We start from the raw sequence: 23,922 nt of genomic DNA, 5'->3' as shown, positions 1-23,922 counted from the left end.
GCCCGGCCGGGCCGGACGGCGCGGCGGAGACCAGGGGCAGCAGCAAGGCCGCCGCCGCGACGGCGGTGGCGGCCCTGCGCGCTCTGGAGCGGGGGGTTCTCTTCTCGTCGGATCCTCGCAATGCAGCCTCCTGTGGCCGACCGGAACGAGCCGGGGCGTCTGACGGATGGTGTGCATACGGCCGTGCGCGGGACGGATCCCTACAGCTATCGCCTGGCCGACGATCCGTCAATCACCGTGCGCCGCACGGGATTCGGATGTCAGCGCGCCCTCCGCAACCCCGTGCGAGCACCCGGGCCACGGCGGCCCCGGACACACGTGAGCGGCACGCCTGTACGGCGTGCCGCTCACTTACCCCCCTTGGCGGATCAGCGGGTGCCGACCGCCGCCCGTACCGCACGGCGCGCCATCTGGCAGTCGTCGTGCAGCCGGCGCAGCAGCAGCCGCTGCTCCTCGCCCGCCGCGAGCGCACCGGGGTGTCCCGGCCCCGGCGTGCCCGTCGGCGTGGGCTCACGCATGGTGCGCTGCACGGCGGTCTCGTAACGCCGTATCTCGCGGGTGAGCACCAGCATCAGATTCACCAGGAAGGCGTCCCGCGCGGCCGGACCGGCGGCCTGCGCGAGCTGGCTGATCTGGCGGCGCGCCACGGGGGCGTCGCCGAGCACCGACCACAGGGTGGCGAGGTCGTAACCCGGCAGGTACCAGCCGGCGTAGTCCCAGTCGAGCAGCACCGGGCCGGCGGGGGAGAGCAGGACGTTGTTCAGCAGCGCGTCGCCGTGACAGAACTGGCCCTGGGTGTGGGCCAGCCCGTGCAGCAGCTTCTGCAGGTCGCCCAGATCCCGGTCGGTCAGCAGGCCGAGGTCGTGGAAGCGCCCGATGCGGCCCGCGTAGTCCAGCGGCGCGTCGAACATCCCGGCCGGCGGCCGCCAGAGGTTGACCCGGCAGATCGCGCCGAGCGCGGCCCGTACGTCGGCGCGCGGCGGTGCTTCGGTCGGATGCCGTTGGAGGGAGGCGACCCGGCCGGGCATCCGCTCGACGACCAGGGTGCAGTTGTCAGGATCCGCGGCGACCAGCCTCGGTACGCGCACCGGCGGGCGGTGGCGTACGAAGGACCGATAAGCAGCTATTTCGTGCCGGAACCGCTCGGCCCAGGCGGGGGAGTGGTCCAGTAAACACTTGGCGACCGCGGTCGTCCGGCCGGTGGTGCCCACCAGGAGGACGGACCTGCCGCTCCGGCGGAGCACCTGGACCGGATGGAACTCGGGGCAGATGCGGTGCACCGAGGCGACCGCGGCGCGCAGCTGAGCACCCTGGGGGCCGGACAAGTCGAGTCTCCCGCTGAGCGGTTGGGTGCCTCCCCCTTGCACCCGCCGGTTGCGGCCGCCGGTGAGGCCGGAGACCGCCCCCTGAGACTGGGAGGGGTCGAGATACGGCCCGCTTCCCGGAGGCTGCGGACGGTACGGCCGGTTCGGGGCGCTCACGGCGGACGATGCTGCGTACATGGGTGAGACAGATCCCTTCGTGCGCCGACGAGTTGCGGTGCGGCTCCCGGCCCGGCGATCCGGGGCCCGAGGGCCACGGATCCGGTGTCCGCACCCTGGGGAATGCGGTACCGACACCGGGCCGGGGGCTGCACTCCTTACAGAACACGCGGGCGCGGGTGGCAGACCATCTGGCGGACCCTGGCGAACCCTGGCGAATGCTCGCGGGGGTCCTGCGGGGCCCGTTACTGTCAAGTCAGTCGAGGAACCTGGGGGCTTGACGTGGACAGGGAGCCGAACACCCGTCTCGCGGACCTTTTCGGCCTGGCCGGCTGGTCCAAGGGCGAGCTGGCGAGACTGGTCAACCGGCAGGCGGCCGCCATGGGGCATCCGCAGCTGGCGACCGACACCTCGCGGGTCCGGCGCTGGATCGACACGGGGGAGACCCCGCGCGACCCGGTGCCCAAGGTGCTGGCGGCCCTGTTCACCGAGCGTCTCGGCCGTGTCGTAACCATCGAGGACCTCGGGTTCGGTCGTTCCGGGCGCGCTGGGAAGAAACAGACGGACGGTCTCCCGTGGCCGCCCGAGCGAACGGCGGCGGTCCTCACGGAATTCACGGGAATGGACCTCATGCTCAACCGACGCGGCCTGGTGGGCGCGGGCGCGGCACTCGCCGCCGGCTCCGCACTCAGCAGCGCCATGCACGACTGGCTGCACACCGATCCGGCGCTGGCGGCCGACGCCCCCCGATTCGACGACCCCTTCGCCGACCACACCATCGACCAGATCGGTTTCGACCGGTACGAGGCGGCCCCCGTGGGGTCGCAGGAGATCGACGCCCTGGAGCGCTCGGTCGAGGTCTTCCGCGCCTGGGACGCGGCCCGCGGCGGCGGGCTGCAGCGCAAGGCCGTGGTGGGCCAGCTCAACGAGGTGGGCGGCATGCTCGCCTATCGCCACCCCGAGCACCTGCAGCGCAGGCTGTGGGGGGTGGCGGCCAACCTCGCCGTCCTGGCGGGCTGGATGTCCCACGACGTGGGGCTGGAGCCCACCGCCCAGAAGTACTTCGTCATCGCCGCCCACGCGGCGCGCGAGGGCGGCGACCGGCCGCGCGCGGGCGAGGCGCTCTCCCGGGCGGCCCGCCAGATGGTGCACCTGGGCCGCCCCGACGACGCCCTGGACCTGATGAAGCTCGCCAAGTCCGGTTCCGGTGGCGAGACCCTGCCCCGCACCCGCGCGATGCTCTGCACGATCGAGGCGTGGGCCCAGGCGAGCAAGGGCCAGGGCCAGGCCATGCGGCGCACCCTGGGCGAGGCGGAGGAACTGTTCGTCTCCGACCGGGGCGACGTACCGCCGCCGAGCTGGATGCAGATGTTCGACGAGGCGGACCTGCACGGTATGCAGGCCCTGGCGTTCCGTACGCTGGCCGAGCACGACCCCAGGGCGGCGAAGGTCGCCCAGGCGCACGCCAAGCAGGCGCTGCGGCTGCGCGACAACGGCCGGCAGCGGTCGCAGATCTTCGACTACCTCTCGCTCGCCTCCGCCTGCTTCATCGGCAACGACCCCGAACAGGCCGACCGCTACGCCCGGCTGGCCCTGGTCTCCATCAAGGAGAACTCCTCCCACCGCACCTGGGACCGGCTCCGGGAGATGTACCGGCTCACCGGCCAGTACGCGAACTACGCCAAGATCCAGGACCTGCGGGAGGAGATCCAGCGGGTGATGCCGAAGGCGAAGGCCAAGGGGCTGGGGCCGGGGATCGGTCCGGTGAGCGCCGGCCTGCGGATCTGATGCCCGCGGGCGGACGGGTTCCTACGGAGAACTCCTGCTGAGACGGGTTCTTACTGAGACGGGTTCCTACTGAAGAGCCATGACCCGTGACCCCGGTCCTGGCCGTAGGGCGCCGCAGGCGCACCGCGTACCCGTATGCCCGTACGCCTGCCTGGGCACCTGTACGTACCTCACCCGCTCACCCCGGCTCAACCGCTCACCCTGGCGATCAGCACACACGCGTCGTCCTCGCGCTCGGCACTGCCGAACTCCTCGGCGATGACGCGGACACAGTCCTGCGCGTTCCGCGCCGCGGCGAACCGCGGTGCCAGTGACAGGAGGCGCTGGGCCCCTTCGTGGGGTGCGAGCGCGCCGTGCGCCCGGCGCGGCACCAGACCGTCCGTGTGCAGCACCAACAGGTCACCGGGCTGCAACTGTTCGCACCGCTGCGTGTAGACGGCTCCGGTGGTGGCACCGAGCAGGACGCCCTCCGGGGGGTTCAGCGCGCTGCCCGAGCCGCCGCGGAACAGCAGCGGGGCGGGGTGGCCGGCCTGGGCCCAGACGAGCTGACGGGAGGCCGGGTCGAACCGGCAGCAGACGGCGCTGCCCAGGGCGGGCTGCGCCGAGGTGTCGAGCAGCTGGTTCAGGAAGCCCATCAGCGGGCCCGGCTCCTGGCCGGACACCGCCATGCCGCGCAGCGCGCCGAGCACCATGGCCATGCCGGAGGTGGCGGTGGCGCCGTGGCCTGTCAGGTCGCCGACGGTCAGCAGCGTCTTGCCGTCCGGGAGTTGCAGGGCGTCGTACCAGTCGCCGCCGATCAGGGCGCTGGTGGCGGAAGGGAGGTAGCGGGCGGCGAGGTCGAGTGCGACGGGCCCGCCCTGCGGGAACCGCAGGGAGCCGCGCCACGGCGGCAGCACGGCTTCCTGCAGCTCGACCGCAAGCCGGTGCTCGGTCTGCGCCCTGTGCCGCTGACGCTGCAGCGAGTCACGGGTCTCGCGCACCGCCCGCTGGCTGCGGCGCAGCTCGCTGACGTCGCGCAGCACGGCCCACATGCACGCCGTGCTGCCGTCGGCTTCGAGCACCGGCTCGCCCACCATGTGCACCGTACGGACGCTCTGGTCGCCGCGTACGATGCGGAACTCGCCGTCGATCGGCCGGCCGTCCACCAGGCAGTCCGTGACCATCGTGGTCAGCAGCTGCTGGTCCTCGCTGAAGACCAGGGACGGCAGCTCGTCCAGGGTCAGCGGGCCCTCGGCCGGATCCCGGCCGAAGATCCCGAACAGCTCCTCCGACCAGCTCACCTCGTCGGTGAGGAGGTTCCACTCGGCACTGCCGACCCGGCTGAGCAGCGAGCCGCGCGGATGCCCGGCGGGCTCGGGCGGCGCCACCGGCAGCCGGTCCTCCCCGCCCGCGTCCGCGGCCGCGGGGTCGGCGGGCAGGCCCTCCCGGAGCTGGTCCAGGTGCCCGCCGAGGTCGTCGAGGTGGTGGACGGCGAGGTCGCACAGCGCCCGCTGCCAGCGCAGCTGGGGGTCGTCGGGCTCGTCGTCGCCCGCCGAGGTCTCCCGGCGTACGGCGTCCAGGCCGCCCCGCAGCCGGCGTGCCTGGCTGATCAGGGCCTCGACCGCGTCGCGCTCGGGTGGCTGGGCGGGTGGTCGGTCCGCGAAGAGAGGGGACGGCATGACGTACTCCGATATCAGGCGGCGCCGGGGCCTGGTCTGACGGAAGGGCCGGTAACGACTGTTGCACAGGCTGCGACCGCCCGTAAGGGATTTGGCATTACCCGATACGGTGGTGCATTCGGCATATGCCCCCGGCCTTCCGGGGGCCACCCTGCGCCGAATCAGCGGAACCGAGCGTTCCAGGCTAGGCTTCGGCCGCCGTAGCGCGCTCGGTCCCACCGATCCATGGTGGGAACGACGCATACGACCCGTGGTCACCGGCAAGAATGCCGGTCAGCGGAAATCCCGTTGCCAGCCTGTCCCCCGCACCGGATGCTGACCTCATGTTCGATCCAGACATAGCGCCCAGTGGCACCCTGCTCGGCCTCCTGCAGCGAGGCCGCGGCGACGGGGTCCTGCACGCCCTCGCGGCGCCGCGGCCCGAGGCGCTCGCGGCACTGAACGACAGCGTGCTGCGCGACCCCCGCCGTGACTGGCAGGTCGAGAACCGCTCCCTGTACTACGCGCGCCTCTACATGCAGCTCGACGGCGGCCTCGAAGAGATCGAACGGCATCTTTTCCACCCCGACGACCTCACCGACCCCGGCGAGGAGCGCACGGGCCTCGCCCTCGCCGTCCTCGGCCACCTCGCCGCGTACGGCCGGGACGCCGCCCTCCTGCTGCTGCGCAGCTACGCCGCCGCCGGTACGAACTGGCGTTGGGCCCTGGACGAGCTGGCACTGCGGGACGACGACGCGGGCCTGGCGACCCTCGCCCCCGCCGTCCTCGCCCGCTTCCCCGAGACCCCCGAGGGCGACGCCGAGCTGGCCGCCGCCGTACGGGACGCCTTCGAACCCCGCCCGTGGCGGCTGTGGGCCGAGGACCCCCGCTACGGCGAGCGCATCCGCGCCGCCCAGGAACAGGGCTGTTTCGACCGCTGGCAGCGCCAGCTGAGGACCGGCGGGCCCCGCCCGGGCTGGAGCGTCACCGAGGTCCTCGACTGGGCCCAGCAGGGCCTGGAGCTGCACCCCGAGGAGTGGCGCCAGGTCCCGGCCGCGCGCTGCCTGGCGGCCGTCGCGAGCCCCGAGGACCGCCCCGAGCTGCTGCGCGCCGCGCGCACCGGCCCGGACGCCGCCCGCGCCGCCGCCCTGCGCCACCTCGCCGAGCGCGACGACCCGGAAGCCCTCGACCTCATCGAGGCCGCGGTCGCCGACCCCTTCTCCAGCCGGCCGCTCGCCGAGGCCGCGCTCGCCGCCTTCGAACGGATGCGCGGCCTGGCCGCCATCGAACGGGCCCGCCGGTGGGCCCCCCGCCCCGGCCCGCTCGGCGCGGCCGGTGCCACGATGCTGGCCCGCCGCGGCAGCCGCGGCGACGCCGACCTGGTGCTGGCCGCGCTGCGCCGTACGGTACGGACCGAGGGCCCGGACGCGGACGGGCTGTGGGAGCTGGTCGACGGGGCGGGCCGCCTGGGTGTGGCCTGCGCGGCGCCGGTGCTGCGCCACATCTACCGCGAGACCTCCTCGTCCCACCTCAGAGGCCGCGCCGCGGGCGCGCTGGCCGTCACCGACCCGGGGTTCCCGGCGGGTTTCGCCGTCGAGTGCCTGTGGGACTGCGAGGAGAGCACCCGCGAGCTGGCCGCCCGGCACGCCGCGACCGGCGACGACCGCGTGGTGGAGCAGCTGCGCCGGCTGGCCGCCGATCCGGCGGAGGAGGCCGAGGTGCAGACGGCGGTACGCAGCCGCTTCGGGCCGGACGCGCCGGCGCTCTGAGGAGCGCGGCCGGGGACCGTTCCGGCCGCTTTCCGGTCGCGGGCGCCAACGCTCATGGGACGTTCCCCGGCTGGAAAGATCCCCGTGGCCGGAATCACGCCCGGCGGGCGGACAACAGCCGTATGCGTGTCGTCATCGTCACCGAGTCCTTCCCGCCCGACGTCAACGGCGTGGCCCACTGCGCCCTGGAAACCGCCCGGCACCTGGTGCGGCGCGGGCACGACGTGCTCGTCGTCGCCCCGGCCGGCGCCGACGGGACACCGGACGGCGGGCGGGCCGGGCCCTGCCCCGTCGTCCGTGTGCCCTCGATGCCGCTGCCGGGCTACCCGCAGGTCAGGGTGGCTCTGCCCAGCCGCCGGCTGGCCGCCGCGCTGGACGGGCACCGGCCGGACGTGGTGCACCTGGCCGGCCCGTTCGTCCTCGGGGCCCGCGCCGTGGCCGCCGCCGCGCGGCGCCGGGTGCCCGCCGTCGCGGTCTACCAGACCGACCTGGGCCGCTACGCCCGCGCCTACCTGGGCACCGGAGGCGGCGCGGCCTGGCGGCGCCTGCGGTCGGTGCACGCCGCGGCCGACCGGACCCTCGCGCCGTCCGCCTCCGCCCTGCACGACCTGGCCGCCCACGGCGTGCCCCGGCTGCGGCTGTGGCCGCGCGGGGTGGACTCCGCCCGCTTCCACCCGGCCCGCCGCGACACGGTGCTGCGCAGCTCGCTCGCCGCGGGCCGGGAGCTGCTGGTGGGCTACGTCGGGCGGCTGGCGCCCGAGAAGGAGGTGCGGCTGCTGGCCCCGGTCTCGCGGCTGCCCGGCGTACGGACCGTGGTGATCGGGGACGGGCCGAGCGCTGCCGGGCTGCGTGCCGCCCTGCCCGGTGTGCGCTTCCTGGGGAGCCGTACGGGCGACGAACTGGCGCGGCTCATGGCTTCCCTGGACGTGTTCGTGCACACCGGCCGCCACGACACCTTCTGCCAGACCGTCCAGGAGGCGATGGCGGCGGGCGTGCCCGTCGTGGCGCCTGCCGCGGGCGGCCCGCTGGACCTGGTGGCGCACGGCCGGACGGGGCTGCTGGTGCCGCCGGGGGACGGGGCGGCGCTGGGCGACGCCGTAGGGCTGCTGGGCGGCGACCCGGCCGCGCGCGCACGGCTGGGCGCGGCGGGCCGTGCGGCGGTCGAGCACCGCACGTGGGAGGTGGTGGGTGACGAGCTGCTGGGCCACTACGAGGACGTGCTCGCCGGCCGGACGGCGGTGGCGGTATGACGACGGGGCCGGGCACGTCCGCGCGGTTCGTCCTGGACGAGACCCGGTACGTCGGTGCCGGGCTGCGCATCGTACGGCTGGCGAACTTCGTGACGCCGGAGTCGGGCGGGCTGCGCGCACCGCCCTGCGTGCCCTGGGCGCCGGCTACCGCGCCGCCGGGCACGACCCGGTGCTGATCGTGCCAGGACCGGCCGCACGCGACGAGGAGACCGACCAGGGCAGGGTGATCACCCTGCCCGGCCCGGTGCTGCCCGGTACGGGCGGCTACCGCGTGCTGGCCGACCGGCGGCGGGTCCGGCGCGCCCTGGAGGCGTTGGCGCCCGACCGGCTGGAGGTCTGCGACCGTACGACGTTGCGGTGGACCGGCGAGTGGGCGCGGCGGTCCCGCGTCCCGGCGGTGATGGTGTCCCACGAGAGCGTGGACGGCGTGCTGCGGACCTGGGGCGTGCCGCGCGGCCCGGCGCGCGCCGCCGCCGACCGGATCAACGCCAGGACCGCGCACGCGTACAGCCGTGTGGTGTGCACGACGGAGTGGGCGGCGGCCGAGTTCACCCGGGTCGGCGCGCGCAACGTCGTCCGCGCGCCGCTGGGTGTCGACCTGACCGCCCGGCACCCCGCCCTGCACAGTCCGGAGCTGCGGCGGCGGTGCGCGGGCGGCCACGGCGTCCTGCTGCTCCTGTGCTCGCGGCTGTCGCCGGAGAAGCGGCCGGGGCGCGCGCTGGACGCGCTGGCGGAACTGCGGTGGCGCGGTGTCGACGCGGCGCTGGTCGTCGCGGGGGACGGGCCGCTGCGGTCCCGGCTGACGGCCCGGGCCCGTACCGAGCGGCTGCCGGTCGCGTTCCTGGGGCATGTCACTGATCCGGGTGAACTGGCCGCCCTCCAGGCCGGTGCGGACGTGGCCCTGGCGCCCGGGCCGGCGGAAACGTTCGGGCTGGCGGCCCTGGAGGCCCTGGCCTGCGGCACGCCGGTCGTGGCGAGCGCCGCGTCGGCTCTGGCCTCGCTGGTCGGCCCCGGCGGAGACACCGCCCCCGACGACGGCGCCTCCTTCGCGGACGCGGTGCTGCGCGTCCTCGGGCGTCCTGAAGCGCACCGCCGGGCGGCGGCCCGGCAGCGCGCGGAGGGGTACGGCTGGCAGCCGGCGGTGGCCGCCTTCCTCGCGGCCCACGACGCCGCCGTGCTGCCCGTACGGAACGGTCAGACGGACGGTTCGCCCTCGGCCGGCCGGGAGCCCAGGCGCAGCGGCGGCTCCGGTGCGGCCGGAGTGCTCTCCGGGTGACGGGACCAGCGGGCGGCGACGACCGCGCAGACCATCAGCTGGAGCTGGTGGTAGAGCATCAGCGGCAGGATGACCGGCCCGGCCGCGCCGCCGAAGAGCACCGCCGCCATCGGCAGCCCGGTGGCGAGGCTCTTGTTGGAACCGCAGAAGACGATGGTGACGCGGTCCGCCCGGCAGAACCCGAGCCGGCGGGCGGCCAGCGAGGTCGTGACGAGGGCGGTGGCCAGCAGGCCCGCGGCCAGGAGCAGCAGGGCGAGCAGCCGGACGGGGGTGACCTGGTGCCAGATGCCCTCCGCCATGCCCTTGCTGAAGGCCGTGTAGACGACGAGGAGGATCGAGCAGCGGTCCAGGAGGCCGAGGGGTTTCTTGTGCCGGGTGAGGAAGCCGCCGATCCAGGGGCGCAGCACCTGACCGGCGAGGAAGGGCAGCAGCAGCTGGGTGGCGATCGACAGCAGGCCCGCCGCCGAGAAGGTGAGGGCGGAGCCGATCAGCCAGGCCGCGAGCAGCGGGGTGGCGGCCATGCCGAACAGGCTGGAGTACGTGCCGGCGCAGATGGCGGCCGGGACGTTGCCGCGGGCCGTGGCGGTCAGGGCGATGGAGGACTGGACGGTCGAGGGGACGACGCACAGGAAGAGCAGTCCCGTGTAGAGCCGGTCGGTGAGCAGGAACGGGACGAGGCCGCCGGCCGCCAGGCCCAGCAGCGGGAAGAGGACGAAGGTGCTCGTCCCGGTCAGCAGGTGGAGCTTCCACTGCCGTAGGCCGTGCACCGCCTCGCGGGTGGACAGCCGCGCTCCGTACAGCAGGAAGAGCAGGCCGATGGCGAGGTCGGCGGCGGTGTCCGCGGCCACCGCGCCCGCTCCGGCGGCCGGGAGCAGGGTGGCGGTCAGGACCGTGCCGAGGAGAGCCGCCACGTACGGGTCCACGGCCCGCGCCGGCCGGCGCGCGGTGCGGGCGGCCGGTGCCGGGTCACTCATCGTCACCGGTCTGCCAGGGCGGGTGTCCGACACGCGCCGGGTCGGCGCCGGGGCCGTTCGCGTCCCGGGTGTGCACGTCGATGGCGCCGCCGCCCCCGTCGTGGTCGCTGCCCGCCGTTCCCTTGCCGGCGAGGAGGGTGTTCAGTGTCCGGTCGACCTCCAGCCAGGAGTCCGCCGAGGAGTTGTCGACCACCAGCAGGCCGATGGCCGTTCCCGCGCGGGGCGGTGCCGGTGTCTCGTCCTCGTCGTCCTGGGACTCGCACGGGGGCGCCGGTGGCGGTACCGACGGCGGTGTCGTGGCGTGGGCGGTCCCGCCGCCCCACAGCACGCTCAGTACGGCCGCGACGGCGACGGACAGTGCGGACGGGCGCACGGCCCGGGACCGCGTACCGCGGTCCCGGAACCGTCCGGCGCCGCCCCGGAAGGGGTTCGGTGCCATGCAGTCAACCTCGTCTCAGACGGGGGCCGGTTCGCGGTGCGGGTGCCGCCTGCTGATGTTCTTCTCCAACAGCTCGGTGGCGCAGCGCAGTTCGACGCTGCCGGTCTGGCCCGTGCCGGGCAGCCGGCCGTCGGCGTTCTTCAGGTCGGCCAGCGCCCCGTCGATGGCGCCGTGCGCGGCGAACAGGCAGGGGGTGCTGTAGATCGCCACGTCCACGCCGAGTTCGGTCAGTTCACTCAGCGACAGGCGTGGCGACTTGCCGCCCGCGATCTGGTTGAACAGCAGCGGTTTGCTGCCCACGACGGACCGGATCCGTTCGATCCACGCCACGCTGCGCACCCCGTCCACCAGGACGACGTCCGCGTCCGTCTCGGCGAGCGCCGCCGCCCGCCGGACGATCTCCGCCTCCTCCGTGGCGTCCGTACGCGCCACCACGACCAGGTCCTTGCGGCTGCTCAGTACGAGGTCGAGCTTGTCCAGGTACTCCTCCAGGGGGAGGATCAGCTTGCCGTCCGCGTGACCGCACCGGCGCGGTCTCTTCTGGTCCTCCAGGATCACGCCCGAGGCCCCGGCGCGCTCCAGGCTCTGCACGACGTGACAGGCGACCTCCGGGTCCACGTAACCGTCGTCGATGTCCACCAGCAGGTGGTGGGACGGGAAGGCCAGACGCAGCCGCTGCGTGAACTGCACCATGTCCGGCCAGGCGATGAACCCGATGTCGGGCAGGCCGTAATACGATGCGGCGAACCCGAATCCGGAGACGAACATGCCGTCGTAGTGCTGGGCGGCGATGGAAGCCGAATACATGTCGTAGATGCCGATGAGCGGTGTGGTGCGAGGCGACCGGACCGCCTCGCGCAGGGCGCTGCCGTACTGCATGTTTCTCCTGCCTCCCGGACCTGCCGGCCGCGGGTCCTTGGGGTGTTCTTGACCCGACGGTCCCAGGAAACCAAGAGCTAGTAAAAGGATTCCGGGAAGCAACACTCGATTGAGGAAACGCCGCAGGTCGCAGGGGTAATTCGGAAATGATGACGGAGTGATGGGCATACCGCGGAAGTGACGTTTCGGCGGGGGCTCACGGGGGCGTAAACGCGATGAGCTGAAATGCGCCGGACGCTGTGGCCCGTTCAGGAGCGGCCCGGCCCGCCCGCCCGGGCGGACACCGGGGCGGAGAACACCGGCGCCGCCAAGTCCGCTGCCACAATGGCGGTATGACGGGACGCTGGGAGTTCTGGGTCGACCGGGGCGGCACGTTCACGGACGTGGTGGGGCGGCGGCCGGACGGGCGGCTGGTCACCGGCAAACTGCTCTCGCACCGACCGGGGAGCACCGAGGACGCCGCCGTCGCCGGCATCCGGTCCCTGCTGGGGCTCGCGCCCGGCGAACCGGTGCCCGCCGAGCGGATCTCCGTCGTCAAGATGGGGACGACCGTGGCGACCAACGCCCTGCTGGAACGGAAGGGCGAGCCGACCGTCCTGATCGTCACCGAGGGTTTCCGGGACGCGCTGCGCATCGCCTACCAGAACCGGCCGCGGATCTTCGACCGGCGGATCGTGCTGCCCGAGGCCCTGTACGAGCGGGTGATCGAGGTCCCGGAGCGGGTGGACGCGCGCGGCGGTGTCGTCCGGCCGCTGGAGACGGACCCGGTGCGGGCGGAGCTGGCGCGGGCGTACGGGGACGGGCTGCGCAGCGCGGCGGTGGTGCTGCTGCACGGCTACCGCCATGCCGGCCACGAGAAGGCGGTCGCCGCCCTGGCGAAGGAGGCGGGGTTCACCCAAGTCAGCTGTTCGCACGAGGTCAGCCCGCTGATGAAGCTGGTGCCGCGCGGCGACACCACCGTCGTGGACGCCTACCTCTCGCCGGTCCTCGGCCGGTACGTGTCCGACGTGGCCCGTCAACTCCCGGGCGTACGGCTGATGTTCATGCAGTCCAACGGCGGCCTGCGGGAGGCCGCGCACTTCCGCGGCAAGGACGCGGTGCTCTCCGGTCCGGCGGGCGGCGTGGTGGGCATGGCGCGCGCCTCCGCCGAGGCGGGCGACGGGTACGACCGGGTGATCGGCTTCGACATGGGCGGCACCTCCACCGATGTCTCGCACTACGCGGGCTCCTTCGAGCGGGTCTTCGGCAACGAGGTCGCGGGCGTACGGATGCGGGCGCCCATGATGAACATCCACACCGTCGCGGCGGGCGGCGGCTCGGTCCTGCACTTCGACGGGCGGCGCTACCGCGTCGGCCCCGACTCGGCCGGTGCCGTCCCGGGCCCGGCCTGCTACCGGCGCGGCGGCCCGCTGACCGTCACGGACGCCAACGTGATGCTCGGCCGCGTCCAGCCCGCGCACTTCCCGGCGGTGTTCGGCCCGGACGGCGACCAGCCGCTGGACGCCGCGACGGTACGGGAGCGTTTCGGCCGGCTGGCCGAGGAGGCGGCCGAGGCCACCGGCGACCGGCGCGGCCCGGAGGAGGTGGCCGCCGGGTTCCTGGACATCGCGGTGCTGAACATGGCCAACGCGGTCAAGAAGATCTCCGTCCAGCGCGGTCACGACGTCACGCGCTACGCGCTCACCAGCTTCGGCGGCGCGGGCGGCCAGCACGCCTGCGCGGTCGCCGACGCGCTGGGCATCGGCACGGTCGTCGTACCGCCGCTGGCCGGGGTGCTGTCCGCGTACGGCATCGGGGTGGCCGACGCGACGGCCATGCGTGAACAGGCTGTCGAGGTGGAGATCGACCCGGAGTCGGACGAGACGGACCTCGCCGCGGTGCACGGCGTCTGTGACCGGCTGGCCGGACGGACCCGCCGCGAACTGCTCGCCGACGGCGTACCGGAGGAGAGCGTGACCATCCGGGCGCGCGTGCTGCTGCGCTACGCCGGGACGGACTCCGCGATCGGCGTGGCGCTGGACTCGCCGCGCGCGATGGCCGCGGAATTCGTCGCGGCGCACCGCGCGCGGTACGCGTTCACGATGGACAGACCGCTGGTCGCCGAGGCGGTCTCGGTCGAGGCGGCCGGCGCGGCGGGCGGCACGGCCGGGTACGAGGTGCCGGCGGGGAAGCGGTCGGGGAAGCTGCGGCCGGTCGCGACGGTACGGATGTTCGCACAGCGGCGCTGGCAGGACACGGAGCTGTACGCCCGCGGTGACCTGCGCCCCGGGGACACCCTCACCGGCCCCGCGATCATCGCCGAGGACGACGCGACGACGGTCCTGGACCCGGGCTGGCAGGCCCGCGCGGGCGAGCGCGGCCATCTGCTGCTGACCCGGACACGGCCCCGCGCGGGCGGGCCGGCGGTCGGCACGGACGCCGACCCGGTCATGCTGGAGGTGTTCAACAGCCTCTTCATGGCCATCGCCGAGCAGATGGGCGTCCGCCTGGAGAACACCGCCCACTCGGTCAACATCAAGGAGCGCCTGGACTTCTCCTGTGCCCTCTTCGATCACGAAGGCAACCTCATCGCCAACGCCCCGCACATTCCCGTGCATCTGGGGTCGATGGGGGAGTCCATCAAGGAGGTGCTCCGGCGCCGGCGCGGCGCGGGCGGCCTGCGGCCGGGCGATGTGTACGCGGTCAACGACCCGTACCACGGCGGTACGCACCTGCCGGACGTCACCGTCGTCACCCCCGTCTTCGACGACGCCGGCCAGGAGCTGCTGTTCCTGGTCGCCTCGCGCGGCCACCACGCCGAGATCGGCGGCATCACCCCGGGCTCGATGCCCGCCTTCAGCCGCACCATCCAGGAAGAGGGCGTCCTCTTCGACAACTGGCTGCTGGTACGGGACGGCAGGCTGCGCGAGGAGGAGACCCGCGAGCTGCTCGCCTCCGGGCCGTACCCCTCAAGGGCACCGGACGCCAACATCGCGGACCTGCGGGCCCAGATCGCCGCCAACGAGAAGGGCATCCGCGAACTGCGCAGGATGACCGGGCAGTTCGGCCTGGACGTGGTGCGCGCCTACATGGGGCACGTCCAGGACAACGCCGAGGAGTCCGTACGCCGGATCATCGCGGACCTGGAGGACGGCGCGTACCGCTACGAGACGGACAGCGGCGCGGTGATCCAGGTGGCGCTGACCGTGGACCGCGCGGCGCGCACCGCGGTGCTGGACTTCGCCGGGACCTCACCGCAGCTGCCCGGCAACGCCAACGCGCCCAGCTCGGTGGTGACGGCCGCGGTGCTCTACGTCTTCCGCACCCTGGTCGCCGAGGACATCCCGCTCAACAGCGGCTGCCTGAAGCCGGTCGAGGTGCGCATCCCGCCCGGCTCGATGCTGGCGCCCGAACACCCCGCCGCCACCGTCGCGGGCAACGTGGAGACCTCCCAGGCGGTCACCGGCGCGCTCTACGCCGCGCTCGGCGTCCAGGCCGAGGGCTCGGGCACGATGAACAACCTCACCTTCGGCAACGACCGGGTGCAGTACTACGAGACCGTCGCCAGCGGCTCCGGCGCGGGCGACGGCTTCCACGGCGCGGACGCCGTGCAGACCCACATGACCAACTCCCGGCTGACCGACCCCGAGGTGCTGGAGTGGCGCTATCCCGTACGGGTCGAGAGCTTCGCCGTACGGGAGGGCAGCGGCGGCGCGGGCCGCTGGCGCGGCGGCCGGGGCGCCGAACGGTGCCTGCGCTTCCTGGAGCCGGTGACGGTGGCCCTGCTGACCGGCCACCGCCGGGTGCCGCCCTACGGGATGGCGGGCGGCGGACCCGGCGCGACCGGCGCCAACCTGGTCCGGCGGGCGGACGGTACGGAGGAGGCGCTGGAGGGGTGCGACGTGGCGGAGATCGGCGCGGGGGACGTGCTGGTGATCCGTACGCCGGGCGGCGGCGGGTACGGAACGCCCGGCTCAGCCGGCGGCGCGTGAGGGCCTGGGGACGAACCGGACCGGCGTTCCCGGGGCCGCCTGCGCCGCCGCGGCCAGGAAGCGCTCCGGGACCACTGCGACGACCGGGTAGCCGCCGGTGGTCGGGTGGTCGTTGAGGAACAGGACGGGCAGGCCGTTCGGCGGGACCTGGAGGGCGCCCAGCGGCATCCCCTCACTGGGCAGCTCGCCGTCCTTGCGCCGCTCCAGGGGCGGGCCCTCCGTGCGCAGGCCGATGCGGTTGCTCGCCGAGGAGACGCGGAACCGGCCGGTGGCGAGCGTGCGCAGACCCGCCTCGGTGAACCAGTCGTCGCGCGGTCCCCGTACGCAGGGCAGCACCAGTTCCGCGAGCGGCAGGCCCGTGCGCGGCACGGCCTCCACGCGGGCGGGCGGGCCGTACGGGGCGCCGAGCGGCAGCACGCCGCCGTCGGACAGCGGCGCGGGCCCGAGGCCGGAGAGCAGGTCGGCGGCGCGGCTGCCGAGCACCGGTTCCGCGTCGACGCCGCCGGCGAAGGCGAGGTAGGAGCGGAGCCCGGCGGTGGCCGGACCGGCGTCCAGCACCGCGCCTTCCGGTATGCGCAGCGGCGCGCCCCAGGCGGCGGGGCGGCCGTCGACCGTGACCGGGCAGGGCGCGCCGGTCACCGCGGCCACGGTGTCCGTGCGGACCCGTACGGCGCAGCCGGTGAGGGTGGTCTCCAGGGTGGCGGCGGTCCCGGGGTTGCCCACGAGGCGGTTGGCGAGCCGGTGGGCGGGCTCGTCCAGGGCGCCTGCGCGCGGTACGCCGAGGTGGGCGTGGCCCGCGCGGCCGAGGTCCTGGACGGTGGTCAGGGCTCCGGCGCGTACGACGCAGAAGGCGCGGTCGGTCATCATGCCCCCTGAGAATCGGTCGTGACCGGGACGAAGCGGACGCGGGTGCCGGGGGAGAGCAGGGCCGCCGGGTCGCGGTCGGGATTCCACAGCTCGACGTCGCTGGTGCCGATGAGCTGCCAGCCGCCGGGCGACGAGCGTGGGTAGACACCGGTGTACGGGCCCGCCAGGGCGACCGAACCGACCGGGACCTTGGTGCGCGGCGTGGCCCGGCGCGGCACGTGGTGGCGCTCCGGCAGGCCGGTCAGGTACCCGAAGCCGGGGGCGAACCCGCAGAAGGCCACGTGGAATTCCGTACCGGAGTGGATCCGGACCACCTCCTCGGGCGTGGTGTCCCACAGGGCGGCCACGTCGGCGAGGTCGGGGCCGTCGTAGCGCACCGGGATCTCGACGGCGGCCCGGTCGTCGGCGGTGGCCGGGGGCACGTCCCAGCCGGCCAGCTCGGCGGCCAGCCGGCCCGGTTCGGCCAGCCCGTCCAGCAGCACCGTACGGGCCGCCGGGACGATCTCGCGGACCGCGGGCAGGGTGCCGGCGGCGGCCCGGCGCAGCAGCTCGGCGTGGAACGCCTCGACGGCAGCGGCGTCGTCCAGCTCGACGAGCAGCCCGTGGTCGCCGACCGGCAGGGGGCGCAGGGGCAGCCGGGACCGGCCGGCCGGGGTGCGGCCGCCGGACGTACCGGTGCTCACGCGAAGCTGCCGATCCGCACGCCGGCCGAGGTCAGCTCGTCGCGTACCCGCCGTGCGAGGTCAGCGGCGCCGGGGGTGTCGCCGTGCAGGCACAGCGAACGCGCTTCGATCCGTACGGTGCTGCCGTCGACGGCGGTGACGGTGCCCTCCGTCGCCATGCCCAGCGCGCGCTTGACGACCTCGTCCGGGTCGTGGATGACGGCGCCCGGCTCGCGGCGGGAGACCAGGGTGCCTTCGGGGGTGTAGGCGCGGTCGGCGAACGCCTCGCCGACGACGGGCAGGCCGACGCGGCGGGCCGCCTCGTGGAGCTGGGAGCCGGGCAGGCCGAGGATGGGCAGCGGGGTGCCGGCGGTCCGTACGCCCTCCAGGACGGCGGCGGACTGTGCCTCGTCGTGGACGCAGCGGTTGTAGAGGGCGCCGTGCGGCTTCACGTAGCCGACCCGGGTGCCGGCGGCGCGGGCGAAGACCTCCAGTGCGCCGATCTGGTACGCGATCTCGTCGGCCAGCTCGCGCGGCGGTACGTCCATGGCGCGGCGCCCGAAGCCCGCGAGGTCGCGGTAGGAGACCTGGGCGCCGACGACGACGCCGCGTTCGGCGGCCAGCTCGCAGACCCGGCGCATCGTGCTGGGGTCTCCGGCGTGGAAACCGCAGGCCACGTTGGCGCTGGTGACGACGGACAGCAGGGCCTCGTCGTCGGTGAGTTCCCAGCGTCCGAAGCCTTCCCCGAGGTCGGCGTTGAGGTCGACGAGGGGGGTGGTCACCGGGTCGCTCATAGAAGTCGCAAGTCCGTTCCGGAGGTGGCCGCCACGCGGGCGGGCGCACAGGCCGCAGAGGTTCAGGACCGGCCGGCCCTGATCCGTAGTGGCTCTCCCCCTGAGGGCACTGGGGCCGGCCGGTGGTCAGGCCAACGTAAGCGATCGTTCAACGATCCGACAAGAGGTGTGTTGTCTCGTTCTGCCATCTGGGATTGACTGCCGCTCACAGCACAAGGGGTGCAGGTACGGGGCGAAAGCGGGGACGACGATGGCGGGCGGGACCACACGGGGCGATCGGCACAGGCTCGCCGAGGTGTCGGAGCTGGCGGGCGACCGGGTGCTGCTGGGCCGCTCCAGCACCGCGGAGCGGGTCGCCGACATTCTCCGGGACCGCATCACCGAGGGCTACTTCCCGCCCGGCGCGCGGCTGTCCGAGGAGAGCATCGGCGGGGCCCTGGGGGTTTCGCGCAACACCCTGCGGGAGGCGTTCCGCCTGCTCACGCACGAACGCCTGCTGGTGCACCAGCTCAACCGCGGGGTCTTCGTGCGCATCGTGACGGTCGCGGACCTGGACGACATCTACCGGGTCCGTACGCTCGTGGAGTGCGCCGCGGTACGCAGCCTGGGCGAGCCGCCGCACCCGGTGGACGCGATGGAGGCCGCCGTGGTGGCCGGCGAGACCGCCTTCGAGGAGCGGGCCTGGCGCGACCTGGGCACCGCGAACCTGCGCTTCCACCAGGCGGTGGTGGGCCTGGCGGGCAGCCCGCGCACCGACGAGCTGATGCGCGGGGTCCTCGCGGAGCTGCGGCTGGTCTTCCACGTGATGGACGATCCGCGCCGCTTCCACGCGCCCTACCTGACCCGCAACCGGCAGATCCTGGAGGAGCTCCAGGCCGGGAACGGGGCCGCTGCCGAGCGGCTGCTGGAGTCGTATCTGGAGGACTCCAGGACGCAGCTTTCCGGGGCGTACGCCCAGCGCATCGCGGCGCAATAGGGCGCGTGGGAGCGCTGGAGTTTCGCTCCCGTCAACCCCTTGTCGGATCGTTGAACAATCGCCTAGCCTCCTCGCATCCTCCTCACGATCCGCGTGGGGCCCCGTATGCGGAAGGCGGACCCATGATCGTGCTTCTCGGCGTGCTCGTGGTCGTGGTCGGCTTCGCCACCAAACGCAATGCCCTCCTGGTCGTGGGCGTGGCGGGCATCGTCACCGGCCTGCTCGGCGGCCTGTCGCCGCAGGAGGTCCTGGCGGCCTTCGGCGCCGGCTTCGCGAGCAGCCGGGCGGTGACGATCTTCGCCATCACCCTCCCGGTGATCGGCCTGCTGGAGCGCTACGGCCTCCAGGAGCAGGCCCGCCGGCTGATCGCCCGCTTCGCCAAGCTGACCACCGGCCGCTTCCTCGCGATCTACCTGGCCATGCGGCAGGTCGGCGCGGCCGTCGGGCTGACGCACGTCTTCGGGCACGCGCAGACCGTGCGCCCGCTGGCCGTGCCGATGGCCGAGGGCGCCGCCGAGCGCAAGCACGGACGGCTCAGCGAGAAGAGCCGGGAGAAGGTCCGCTCGTTCTCCGCCAGCGCCGACAACGTGGGCCTGTTCTTCGGTGAGGACGTCTTCCTCGCCGTCGGCTCGATCCTGCTGATCACCAGCTTCGTCAACACCACGTACAACACCCACCTGGAGCCGCTGCACCTGGCGCTGTGGGCCATCCCCACCGCGCTGTGCGCCCTGGCCGTGCACGGCTGGCGGCTGCTGCGCCTGGACCGGTACCTGGAACGCGAACTGGTCGCCGCCAACATCGAGCCCGTCGCCGCCGAGGGAGCAGCCAAGTGATCAAGGCAGAGTGGTTCTACTGGCTCGTCGGCCTGAGCTTCCTGGTGATGGCCTCCCAGATGCTCACCGACCGCAGCAACCCCAAGCGCCTGGGCACCACCGCCTTCTGGGGCCTGCTCGGTGCCGGCTTCGTCTACAGCAGCTGGGTGGTCGAGAAGAAGGCCCCCGCCGAACCGCTGGGCGCGGCCGTGCTGATCATGATCGTGCTGGCCGGCTTCGGGTTCACCGGGCGCGGTACGCCGCGCACCACCACGCCCGAACAGCGCGAGGCGAGCGCCCTGAAACTGGGCAACAAGCTGTTCGTGCCCGCGCTGGCCATCCCGGTCGTCGCGCTGCTGTGCGCGGTCGTCGTCAAGAAGCTCTCGATCGGCGGTGAACCGATCCTCCAGGAGGGCAGCGAGACCATCCTGGGACTCGGCATCGGCGCCGTCGTCGCGCTCGTCGTCGGCATGATCATGCTCCGCGAGAAGCGGATATCCGTACCCGTGCAGGCCGGGCGCTCCATGCTGGAGGCGATGGGCTGGGCGATGCTGCTGCCGCAGCTGCTCGCCACCCTCGGCACCATCTTCCAGCTCTCCGGCGTCGGCACCCAGGTCGGCAAGGTGACCACCTCGATCCTGCCGAAGGACTCCCTGTACGTCGCGGTGATCGTCTACTGCATCGGCATGGCCCTGTTCACCGTGATCATGGGCAACGCGTTCGCCGCCTTCCCGGTGATGACCGCGGCGGTCGGCTGGCCGGTGCTCATCGAGCACTTCCACGGCAGCGCGCCCGCCGTCCTGGCCATCGGCATGCTCGCCGGGTTCTGCGGGACGCTGGTGACCCCGATGGCGGCCAACTTCAACATCGTCCCGGCCGCGCTGCTGGAACTGAAGGACCAGTACGGCCCGATCAAGGCCCAACTGCCCACCGCCGGCGCGCTGCTGGGCTGCAACATCGTGGTCATGGCGCTGTTCGCCTTCTGACCGCGGGTATCGCACGACACGAACCGTACGCGGACCGGGGGGACCGCCGCGCGCTTCACGGACCCTAGGAACGCCCATGACGCGGACCACGCGCATCCTGCTCACCGGCTTCGAGCCCTTCGACGGCGAGAGCTCCAACCCCTCCTGGGAGGCGGTCCAGGAGGCCGCCGCCGCGCCGCCCGCCGGGCTGGAGCTGACCGCCGTCGAACTGCCCTGCGTCTACGGGCGCTCGCGCACCGCGCTCCGTGAGGCCGTCGCGGCGCACGACCCCGGCATCGTGCTCTGCGTCGGCCAGGCCGGCGGCCGGCCCGACCTGACCGTGGAACGCATCGCCGTCAACATCGACGACGCCCGCATCCCCGACGTCTCGGGCGCGCAGCCCATCGACGAGACCATCGTGCCCGGCGGTCCCGCCGCCTACTTCGCCGCCCTGCCGGTCAAGGCGTGCGTGGCCGCCGTACGCGAGGCCGGGGTGCCCGCCTCCGTCTCGAACACCGCGGGCACCTTCGTCTGCAACCACGTCTTCTACGACCTGATGCACCTGATCGCCACCGAGCGGCCCGCCCTGCGCGGCGGCTTCGTGCACGTGCCGTACGCTCCCGGACAGGTCGCCGGCCGGTCGCTGCCCTCACTCGCGGTGAGCGCCGTCGCCGAGGGCCTGCGTGTGATCGCCGCCACCGCCGCCCGTACAAATACGGACATCAAGGCCGTCGGAGGTGCCACTCACTGACCTCGGGCCCCGTGCCGTTTCGTCCGTTGTCAGTGCGAGCGCCTACGCTGTGCGACGTGACTTTTCCTGCCCCGGGGACCGCGACGTCCCAGCTCAACGGCGTGACCCGGCCCGAAGGCCCGGTCCGGCCCGCGCCGGGCCCGGCCGCCGACGAGGGCCTGGCCCGCCGGCTGCGCGCCCTCGCGTGCACCGCGCCGCTGCACGACCTGGACGCGCGCAAGGCCAACCTCGCCGGTGAGTACGGGGTGTACGCGATGGCGGAGGTGGCGCTCGCCGCCATCGACCTGGTCACGCTGCACATGGACTTCGACACCGGCGCCGACCACGAGCAGATAGTGGCCAGGCTGCTGCCGCGGATCGCGGCCCAGACGCCGCACCGCCCCGCCGCCGAGCACGAGCGCGTCGCCCGCTGGGTGCTGGAGAACCTCATCAACGTCGGCAGCGTCGACCGCGGCTTCCGCGCCGTGTACGGCACGTTCGGCCCCGAGGGCGAGTACGTCCGCCGGGACTACGACTTCAAGCTCATCGAGGAGGTCCCGGGCCCCGGCGGCGGGGTCTACCTCCGTACGACCGACGAGGCCGTCAACGTCCTGGTCGGCGCCCTCGACACGGACGTGACCAGCGCCCAGATCGCCGCCGAGGTCAAGCTGGAGGTGCTCATCAGCCGCGGCAGGCTGGCGGACGCCCAGCTCGCCGCCGAGCAGGCCCGTTACCGCACCGTGCAGTACGCCGAGACGCTGCGCCGCACCCTCGACGCCACCCGCCGCAACGTCCGCGCGGTGGACTGGCTGCGTGCCGTCCCCGACATGATCGCCGAAGCCCTCGACCACGTCGCCGAGCGCTACCGCCACGAGAACGCGATCCTCACCAACATCCGCAAGGCCCGCGACGAGGCCGAGGACCAGGAGCACAAGCGGCGCGCCGCCGAACTGGTCGACATCGTCAAGGACTGCATCCGCCGCCACACCCAGCTCCAGTCCCGGCTGCTGGAGGCCGGCCCGCTCTTCCGCGCCGAGCAGGACCGCCAGGCGTTCGCGCCGCCCGCCGGGCGCGCCGGCCTCGACCTGTACGGCCAGCTCGTCGCCCCGGTCCTGCCGCTGCCCGTGGAGCAGGCGATCCGGGTCACCGACGCCTTCTTCGCGCGCGGCACGGGCTTCCGTACGGGCGCCTCCGTACGGCTCGGCGACCTCGTCGGCCTGCTGTTCCAGCCGCCCGTCGAACGTGAGCACCTGGGCGCCGAGATGCCCGAGCCGGACCTGATCGCCACCCCGGACGACAGCCGCTTCTCCGAGGAGCAGCTGGAAGCCGCCCAGGCCCTGCTCGACCTGCCCGCCGACGCGCCCCGCCGGCTGTCCGGACTGCTCGCCGAGGCGCGCCGCAGCGACCCGGACCTGCCGTACCTGGTCGCCCTGCTGGCGGTGCACGCCGCCAGCCCGCCGGTCGGCACGGCCTACCGCCAGGGCGAACAGCACCTGCTCTTCGCCGTCGACGACGGCACCGTGCTGGACGACCCGGAGTTCGGCGGCGCCGACCTCATCGTCGGCAAGGCCCTGCTGGACGCGGCGGGCATGGCGGCCGACCGCTCGGAGGTGGCCTGATGCCGGCGGCCGGACAGGACGCGCGCAGCACACCGCCGGCAGGGCGGCACACGGAAGTTCGCATGGAGGTACGGGCGTGAGTGAGTACGGAACCGCCGCCGAGGGCGGCGTCGAGGACCCGGCGCAGGCGGACCTGACCGCCGGCGCGGACCAGCCGGCCTGGTCCGCGCCCGCCCCGGCGGGGCCCGCCCCCGTCACGCCCGCCGACGCCGCGGACGCCGCGCGGCTGGTCTCCTTCGGGCTCCAGCCCAAGCTGCTGCCCGCCCGCGACGCCGAGTACGGCGAACTGCTCCGCCGCTACCGTGACGAGCCCGCGTTCGCCCGCCTCGCCGACGCCGTCGCCACCGGGCTCGGCCTGGTCGTCCTGGAGGTCTCCCCGCGCGCCGGCATGGCCGTCACCGCCGACGAGGACTCCGTCTTCGCCGTACGGATGGGCGACTACGCCCGCCGCGCGTCCGCCGACTCCGCCGACCGCTTCCTGCACGGCCTGGCCCACCTCGCCGTCGCCGCGCTGGCCTTCCCGCGCCCCGAGGACCTCGCCGACGACGGCTACATCGGCCGTATCACCGTCAACGGCGTGGACGCCTTCGTCCGGCAGGCGTGCCGCCGCCTGGAGGAGCGCGCCGAGGAACAGGGCGAGAACACCGACCCGGCCACCGACGCGCCCGGCCTCGAAGCCGCCTGGCGGACCTACGCGCGGCGCAGCGCGACCGGCGCCACCAAGGACGCGCGGCGGCTGGCCGGTTCGACCACCGGCATCATCGCCAAGGCCGTCGCCTTCCTCGTCGACTCCGGCTTCCTCCAGCGCACCGGCGACGACGCCGGCGGCGCGTACCGCACCACCGCCCGCTACCAGCTCCAGGTGCGCGACATGGCGGGCAGCGCCGCCATGGCCGAGCTGCTGGAGCTGGGCGTCGTCCCCGTCGGCGACGGCAGTGCCTCGCTGCTGCCCGCCGAGGACACCGACGACCTCGACCTGGTCTCCGACGCGGGACTGCCCTTCCACTCCTCCTGACCGCCCGGGGCCGGGCGT

18 protein-coding genes and 1 pseudogene are annotated in these 23,922 nt (G+C 73.9%); 11 read left to right on the top strand and 8 right to left on the bottom strand.

Annotated elements, in window-relative coordinates:
- Positions 1-368: 368 nt before the first annotated feature.
- Positions 369-1,502, bottom strand: a complete 1,134-nt coding sequence (locus tag AB0L45_RS35495; RefSeq protein WP_365847533.1) for an aminoglycoside phosphotransferase family protein — start codon at positions 1,500-1,502, stop codon at positions 369-371.
- A gap of 261 nt (positions 1,503-1,763) precedes the next feature.
- Here AB0L45_RS35495 and AB0L45_RS35490 point away from each other — a divergent pair, with 261 nt between their 5' ends.
- Positions 1,764-3,269: a hypothetical protein gene (locus AB0L45_RS35490; protein WP_365847531.1), complete on the top strand. Its 1,506-nt coding sequence runs from the start codon at positions 1,764-1,766 to the stop codon at positions 3,267-3,269.
- Between the two features lie 188 nt (positions 3,270-3,457).
- On the opposite strand, the gene AB0L45_RS35485 is transcribed toward AB0L45_RS35490, so the two are convergent.
- Positions 3,458-4,927 (bottom strand): SpoIIE family protein phosphatase, encoded by a 1,470-nt coding sequence (locus AB0L45_RS35485; protein ID WP_365847529.1) that lies wholly within the window; start codon positions 4,925-4,927, stop codon positions 3,458-3,460.
- 323 nt (positions 4,928-5,250) lie between these two features.
- Here AB0L45_RS35485 and AB0L45_RS35480 point away from each other — a divergent pair, with 323 nt between their 5' ends.
- The 3 genes and pseudogenes from AB0L45_RS35480 (at position 5,251) to AB0L45_RS35470 (ending at position 9,201) form a co-directional block, all read left to right on the top strand.
- Positions 5,251-6,675, top strand: coding sequence for a HEAT repeat domain-containing protein (locus AB0L45_RS35480; RefSeq protein WP_365847528.1), 1,425 nt, complete (start codon positions 5,251-5,253; stop codon positions 6,673-6,675).
- A 122-nt stretch (positions 6,676-6,797) separates the two neighbouring features.
- Entirely contained in the window at positions 6,798-7,925 is a 1,128-nt protein-coding gene (locus tag AB0L45_RS35475; protein ID WP_365847526.1) for a glycosyltransferase family 1 protein, read from the top strand.
- Positions 7,922-9,201: pseudogene (locus AB0L45_RS35470) on the top strand (glycosyltransferase). Before AB0L45_RS35475 ends, AB0L45_RS35470 begins: the two are co-directional and overlap by 4 nt.
- Here the strand turns inward: AB0L45_RS35470 and AB0L45_RS35465 are convergent.
- Genes AB0L45_RS35465 through AB0L45_RS35455 form a run of 3 tightly spaced genes read right to left on the bottom strand, consistent with a single transcriptional unit; the run spans position 9,120 to position 11,493 of the window.
- A complete protein-coding gene (locus AB0L45_RS35465) occupies positions 9,120-10,175 on the bottom strand; it encodes a bile acid:sodium symporter family protein (RefSeq protein ID WP_365847524.1) in 1,056 nt (351 codons plus the stop codon). The pseudogene AB0L45_RS35470 and the gene AB0L45_RS35465 overlap by 82 nt on opposite strands.
- Complete coding sequence (locus AB0L45_RS35460) at positions 10,168-10,614, bottom strand: hypothetical protein (protein WP_365847522.1); 447 nt, start codon at positions 10,612-10,614, stop codon at positions 10,168-10,170. Before AB0L45_RS35460 ends, AB0L45_RS35465 begins: the two co-directional genes overlap by 8 nt.
- A gap of 15 nt (positions 10,615-10,629) precedes the next feature.
- Positions 10,630-11,493 (bottom strand): isocitrate lyase/PEP mutase family protein, encoded by an 864-nt coding sequence (locus AB0L45_RS35455; RefSeq protein WP_365847520.1) that lies wholly within the window; start codon positions 11,491-11,493, stop codon positions 10,630-10,632.
- 332 nt (positions 11,494-11,825) lie between these two features.
- Between AB0L45_RS35455 and AB0L45_RS35450 the strand changes: the two genes are divergently transcribed.
- Positions 11,826-15,464 carry a hydantoinase B/oxoprolinase family protein gene (locus tag AB0L45_RS35450; protein WP_365847518.1) on the top strand — a complete coding sequence of 1,213 codons (3,639 nt, stop codon included), beginning with the start codon at positions 11,826-11,828 and terminating at the stop codon, positions 15,462-15,464.
- Here the strand turns inward: AB0L45_RS35450 and AB0L45_RS35445 are convergent.
- From AB0L45_RS35445 to AB0L45_RS35435, 3 genes are read right to left on the bottom strand one after another with little or no spacing between them, the layout of a single operon-like run.
- Positions 15,447-16,328 carry a biotin-dependent carboxyltransferase family protein gene (locus AB0L45_RS35445; RefSeq protein ID WP_365847516.1) on the bottom strand — a complete coding sequence of 294 codons (882 nt, stop codon included), beginning with the start codon at positions 16,326-16,328 and terminating at the stop codon, positions 15,447-15,449. The genes AB0L45_RS35450 and AB0L45_RS35445 overlap by 18 nt on opposite strands.
- A complete protein-coding gene (pxpB, locus tag AB0L45_RS35440; RefSeq protein ID WP_365847538.1) occupies positions 16,328-16,966 on the bottom strand; it encodes a 5-oxoprolinase subunit PxpB in 639 nt (212 codons plus the stop codon). The genes AB0L45_RS35445 and pxpB overlap by 1 nt, the downstream gene beginning before the upstream one ends.
- A 44-nt stretch (positions 16,967-17,010) precedes the next feature.
- The gene (locus AB0L45_RS35435) at positions 17,011-17,787 is read right to left on the bottom strand and encodes a 5-oxoprolinase subunit PxpA (protein WP_365847514.1); all 777 of its coding nucleotides are present in this window, start codon (positions 17,785-17,787) and stop codon (positions 17,011-17,013) included.
- Between the two features lie 250 nt (positions 17,788-18,037).
- On the opposite strand from AB0L45_RS35435, the gene AB0L45_RS35430 reads away from it, so the two are divergent.
- The 6 genes from AB0L45_RS35430 (at position 18,038) to AB0L45_RS35405 (ending at position 23,904) form a co-directional block, all read left to right on the top strand.
- Positions 18,038-18,763, top strand: coding sequence for a GntR family transcriptional regulator (locus AB0L45_RS35430; protein WP_365847512.1), 726 nt, complete (start codon positions 18,038-18,040; stop codon positions 18,761-18,763).
- A 122-nt stretch (positions 18,764-18,885) separates the two neighbouring features.
- Positions 18,886-19,596, top strand: coding sequence for a DUF969 domain-containing protein (locus tag AB0L45_RS35425; protein ID WP_365847510.1), 711 nt, complete (start codon positions 18,886-18,888; stop codon positions 19,594-19,596).
- Complete coding sequence (locus tag AB0L45_RS35420; RefSeq protein WP_365847508.1) at positions 19,593-20,561, top strand: DUF979 domain-containing protein; 969 nt, start codon at positions 19,593-19,595, stop codon at positions 20,559-20,561. Before AB0L45_RS35425 ends, AB0L45_RS35420 begins: the two co-directional genes overlap by 4 nt.
- Positions 20,562-20,637: 76 nt before the next feature.
- A complete protein-coding gene (gene pcp, locus AB0L45_RS35415; protein WP_365847506.1) occupies positions 20,638-21,291 on the top strand; it encodes a pyroglutamyl-peptidase I in 654 nt (217 codons plus the stop codon).
- A 56-nt stretch (positions 21,292-21,347) separates the two neighbouring features.
- The gene (locus tag AB0L45_RS35410; protein ID WP_365847504.1) at positions 21,348-22,889 is read left to right on the top strand and encodes a hypothetical protein; all 1,542 of its coding nucleotides are present in this window, start codon (positions 21,348-21,350) and stop codon (positions 22,887-22,889) included.
- Between the two features lie 133 nt (positions 22,890-23,022).
- Positions 23,023-23,904 carry a hypothetical protein gene (locus AB0L45_RS35405; RefSeq protein ID WP_365847537.1) on the top strand — a complete coding sequence of 294 codons (882 nt, stop codon included), beginning with the start codon at positions 23,023-23,025 and terminating at the stop codon, positions 23,902-23,904.
- Positions 23,905-23,922: the final 18 nt, after the last annotated feature.

It is taken from the genome of Streptomyces sp. NPDC052496 (genome assembly GCF_040679095.1).
Lineage (GTDB): Bacteria > Actinomycetota > Actinomycetes > Streptomycetales > Streptomycetaceae > Streptomyces.
Note: the sequence above shows the minus strand (reverse complement) of the source record. Positions and strands in the feature narration are given on the sequence as shown.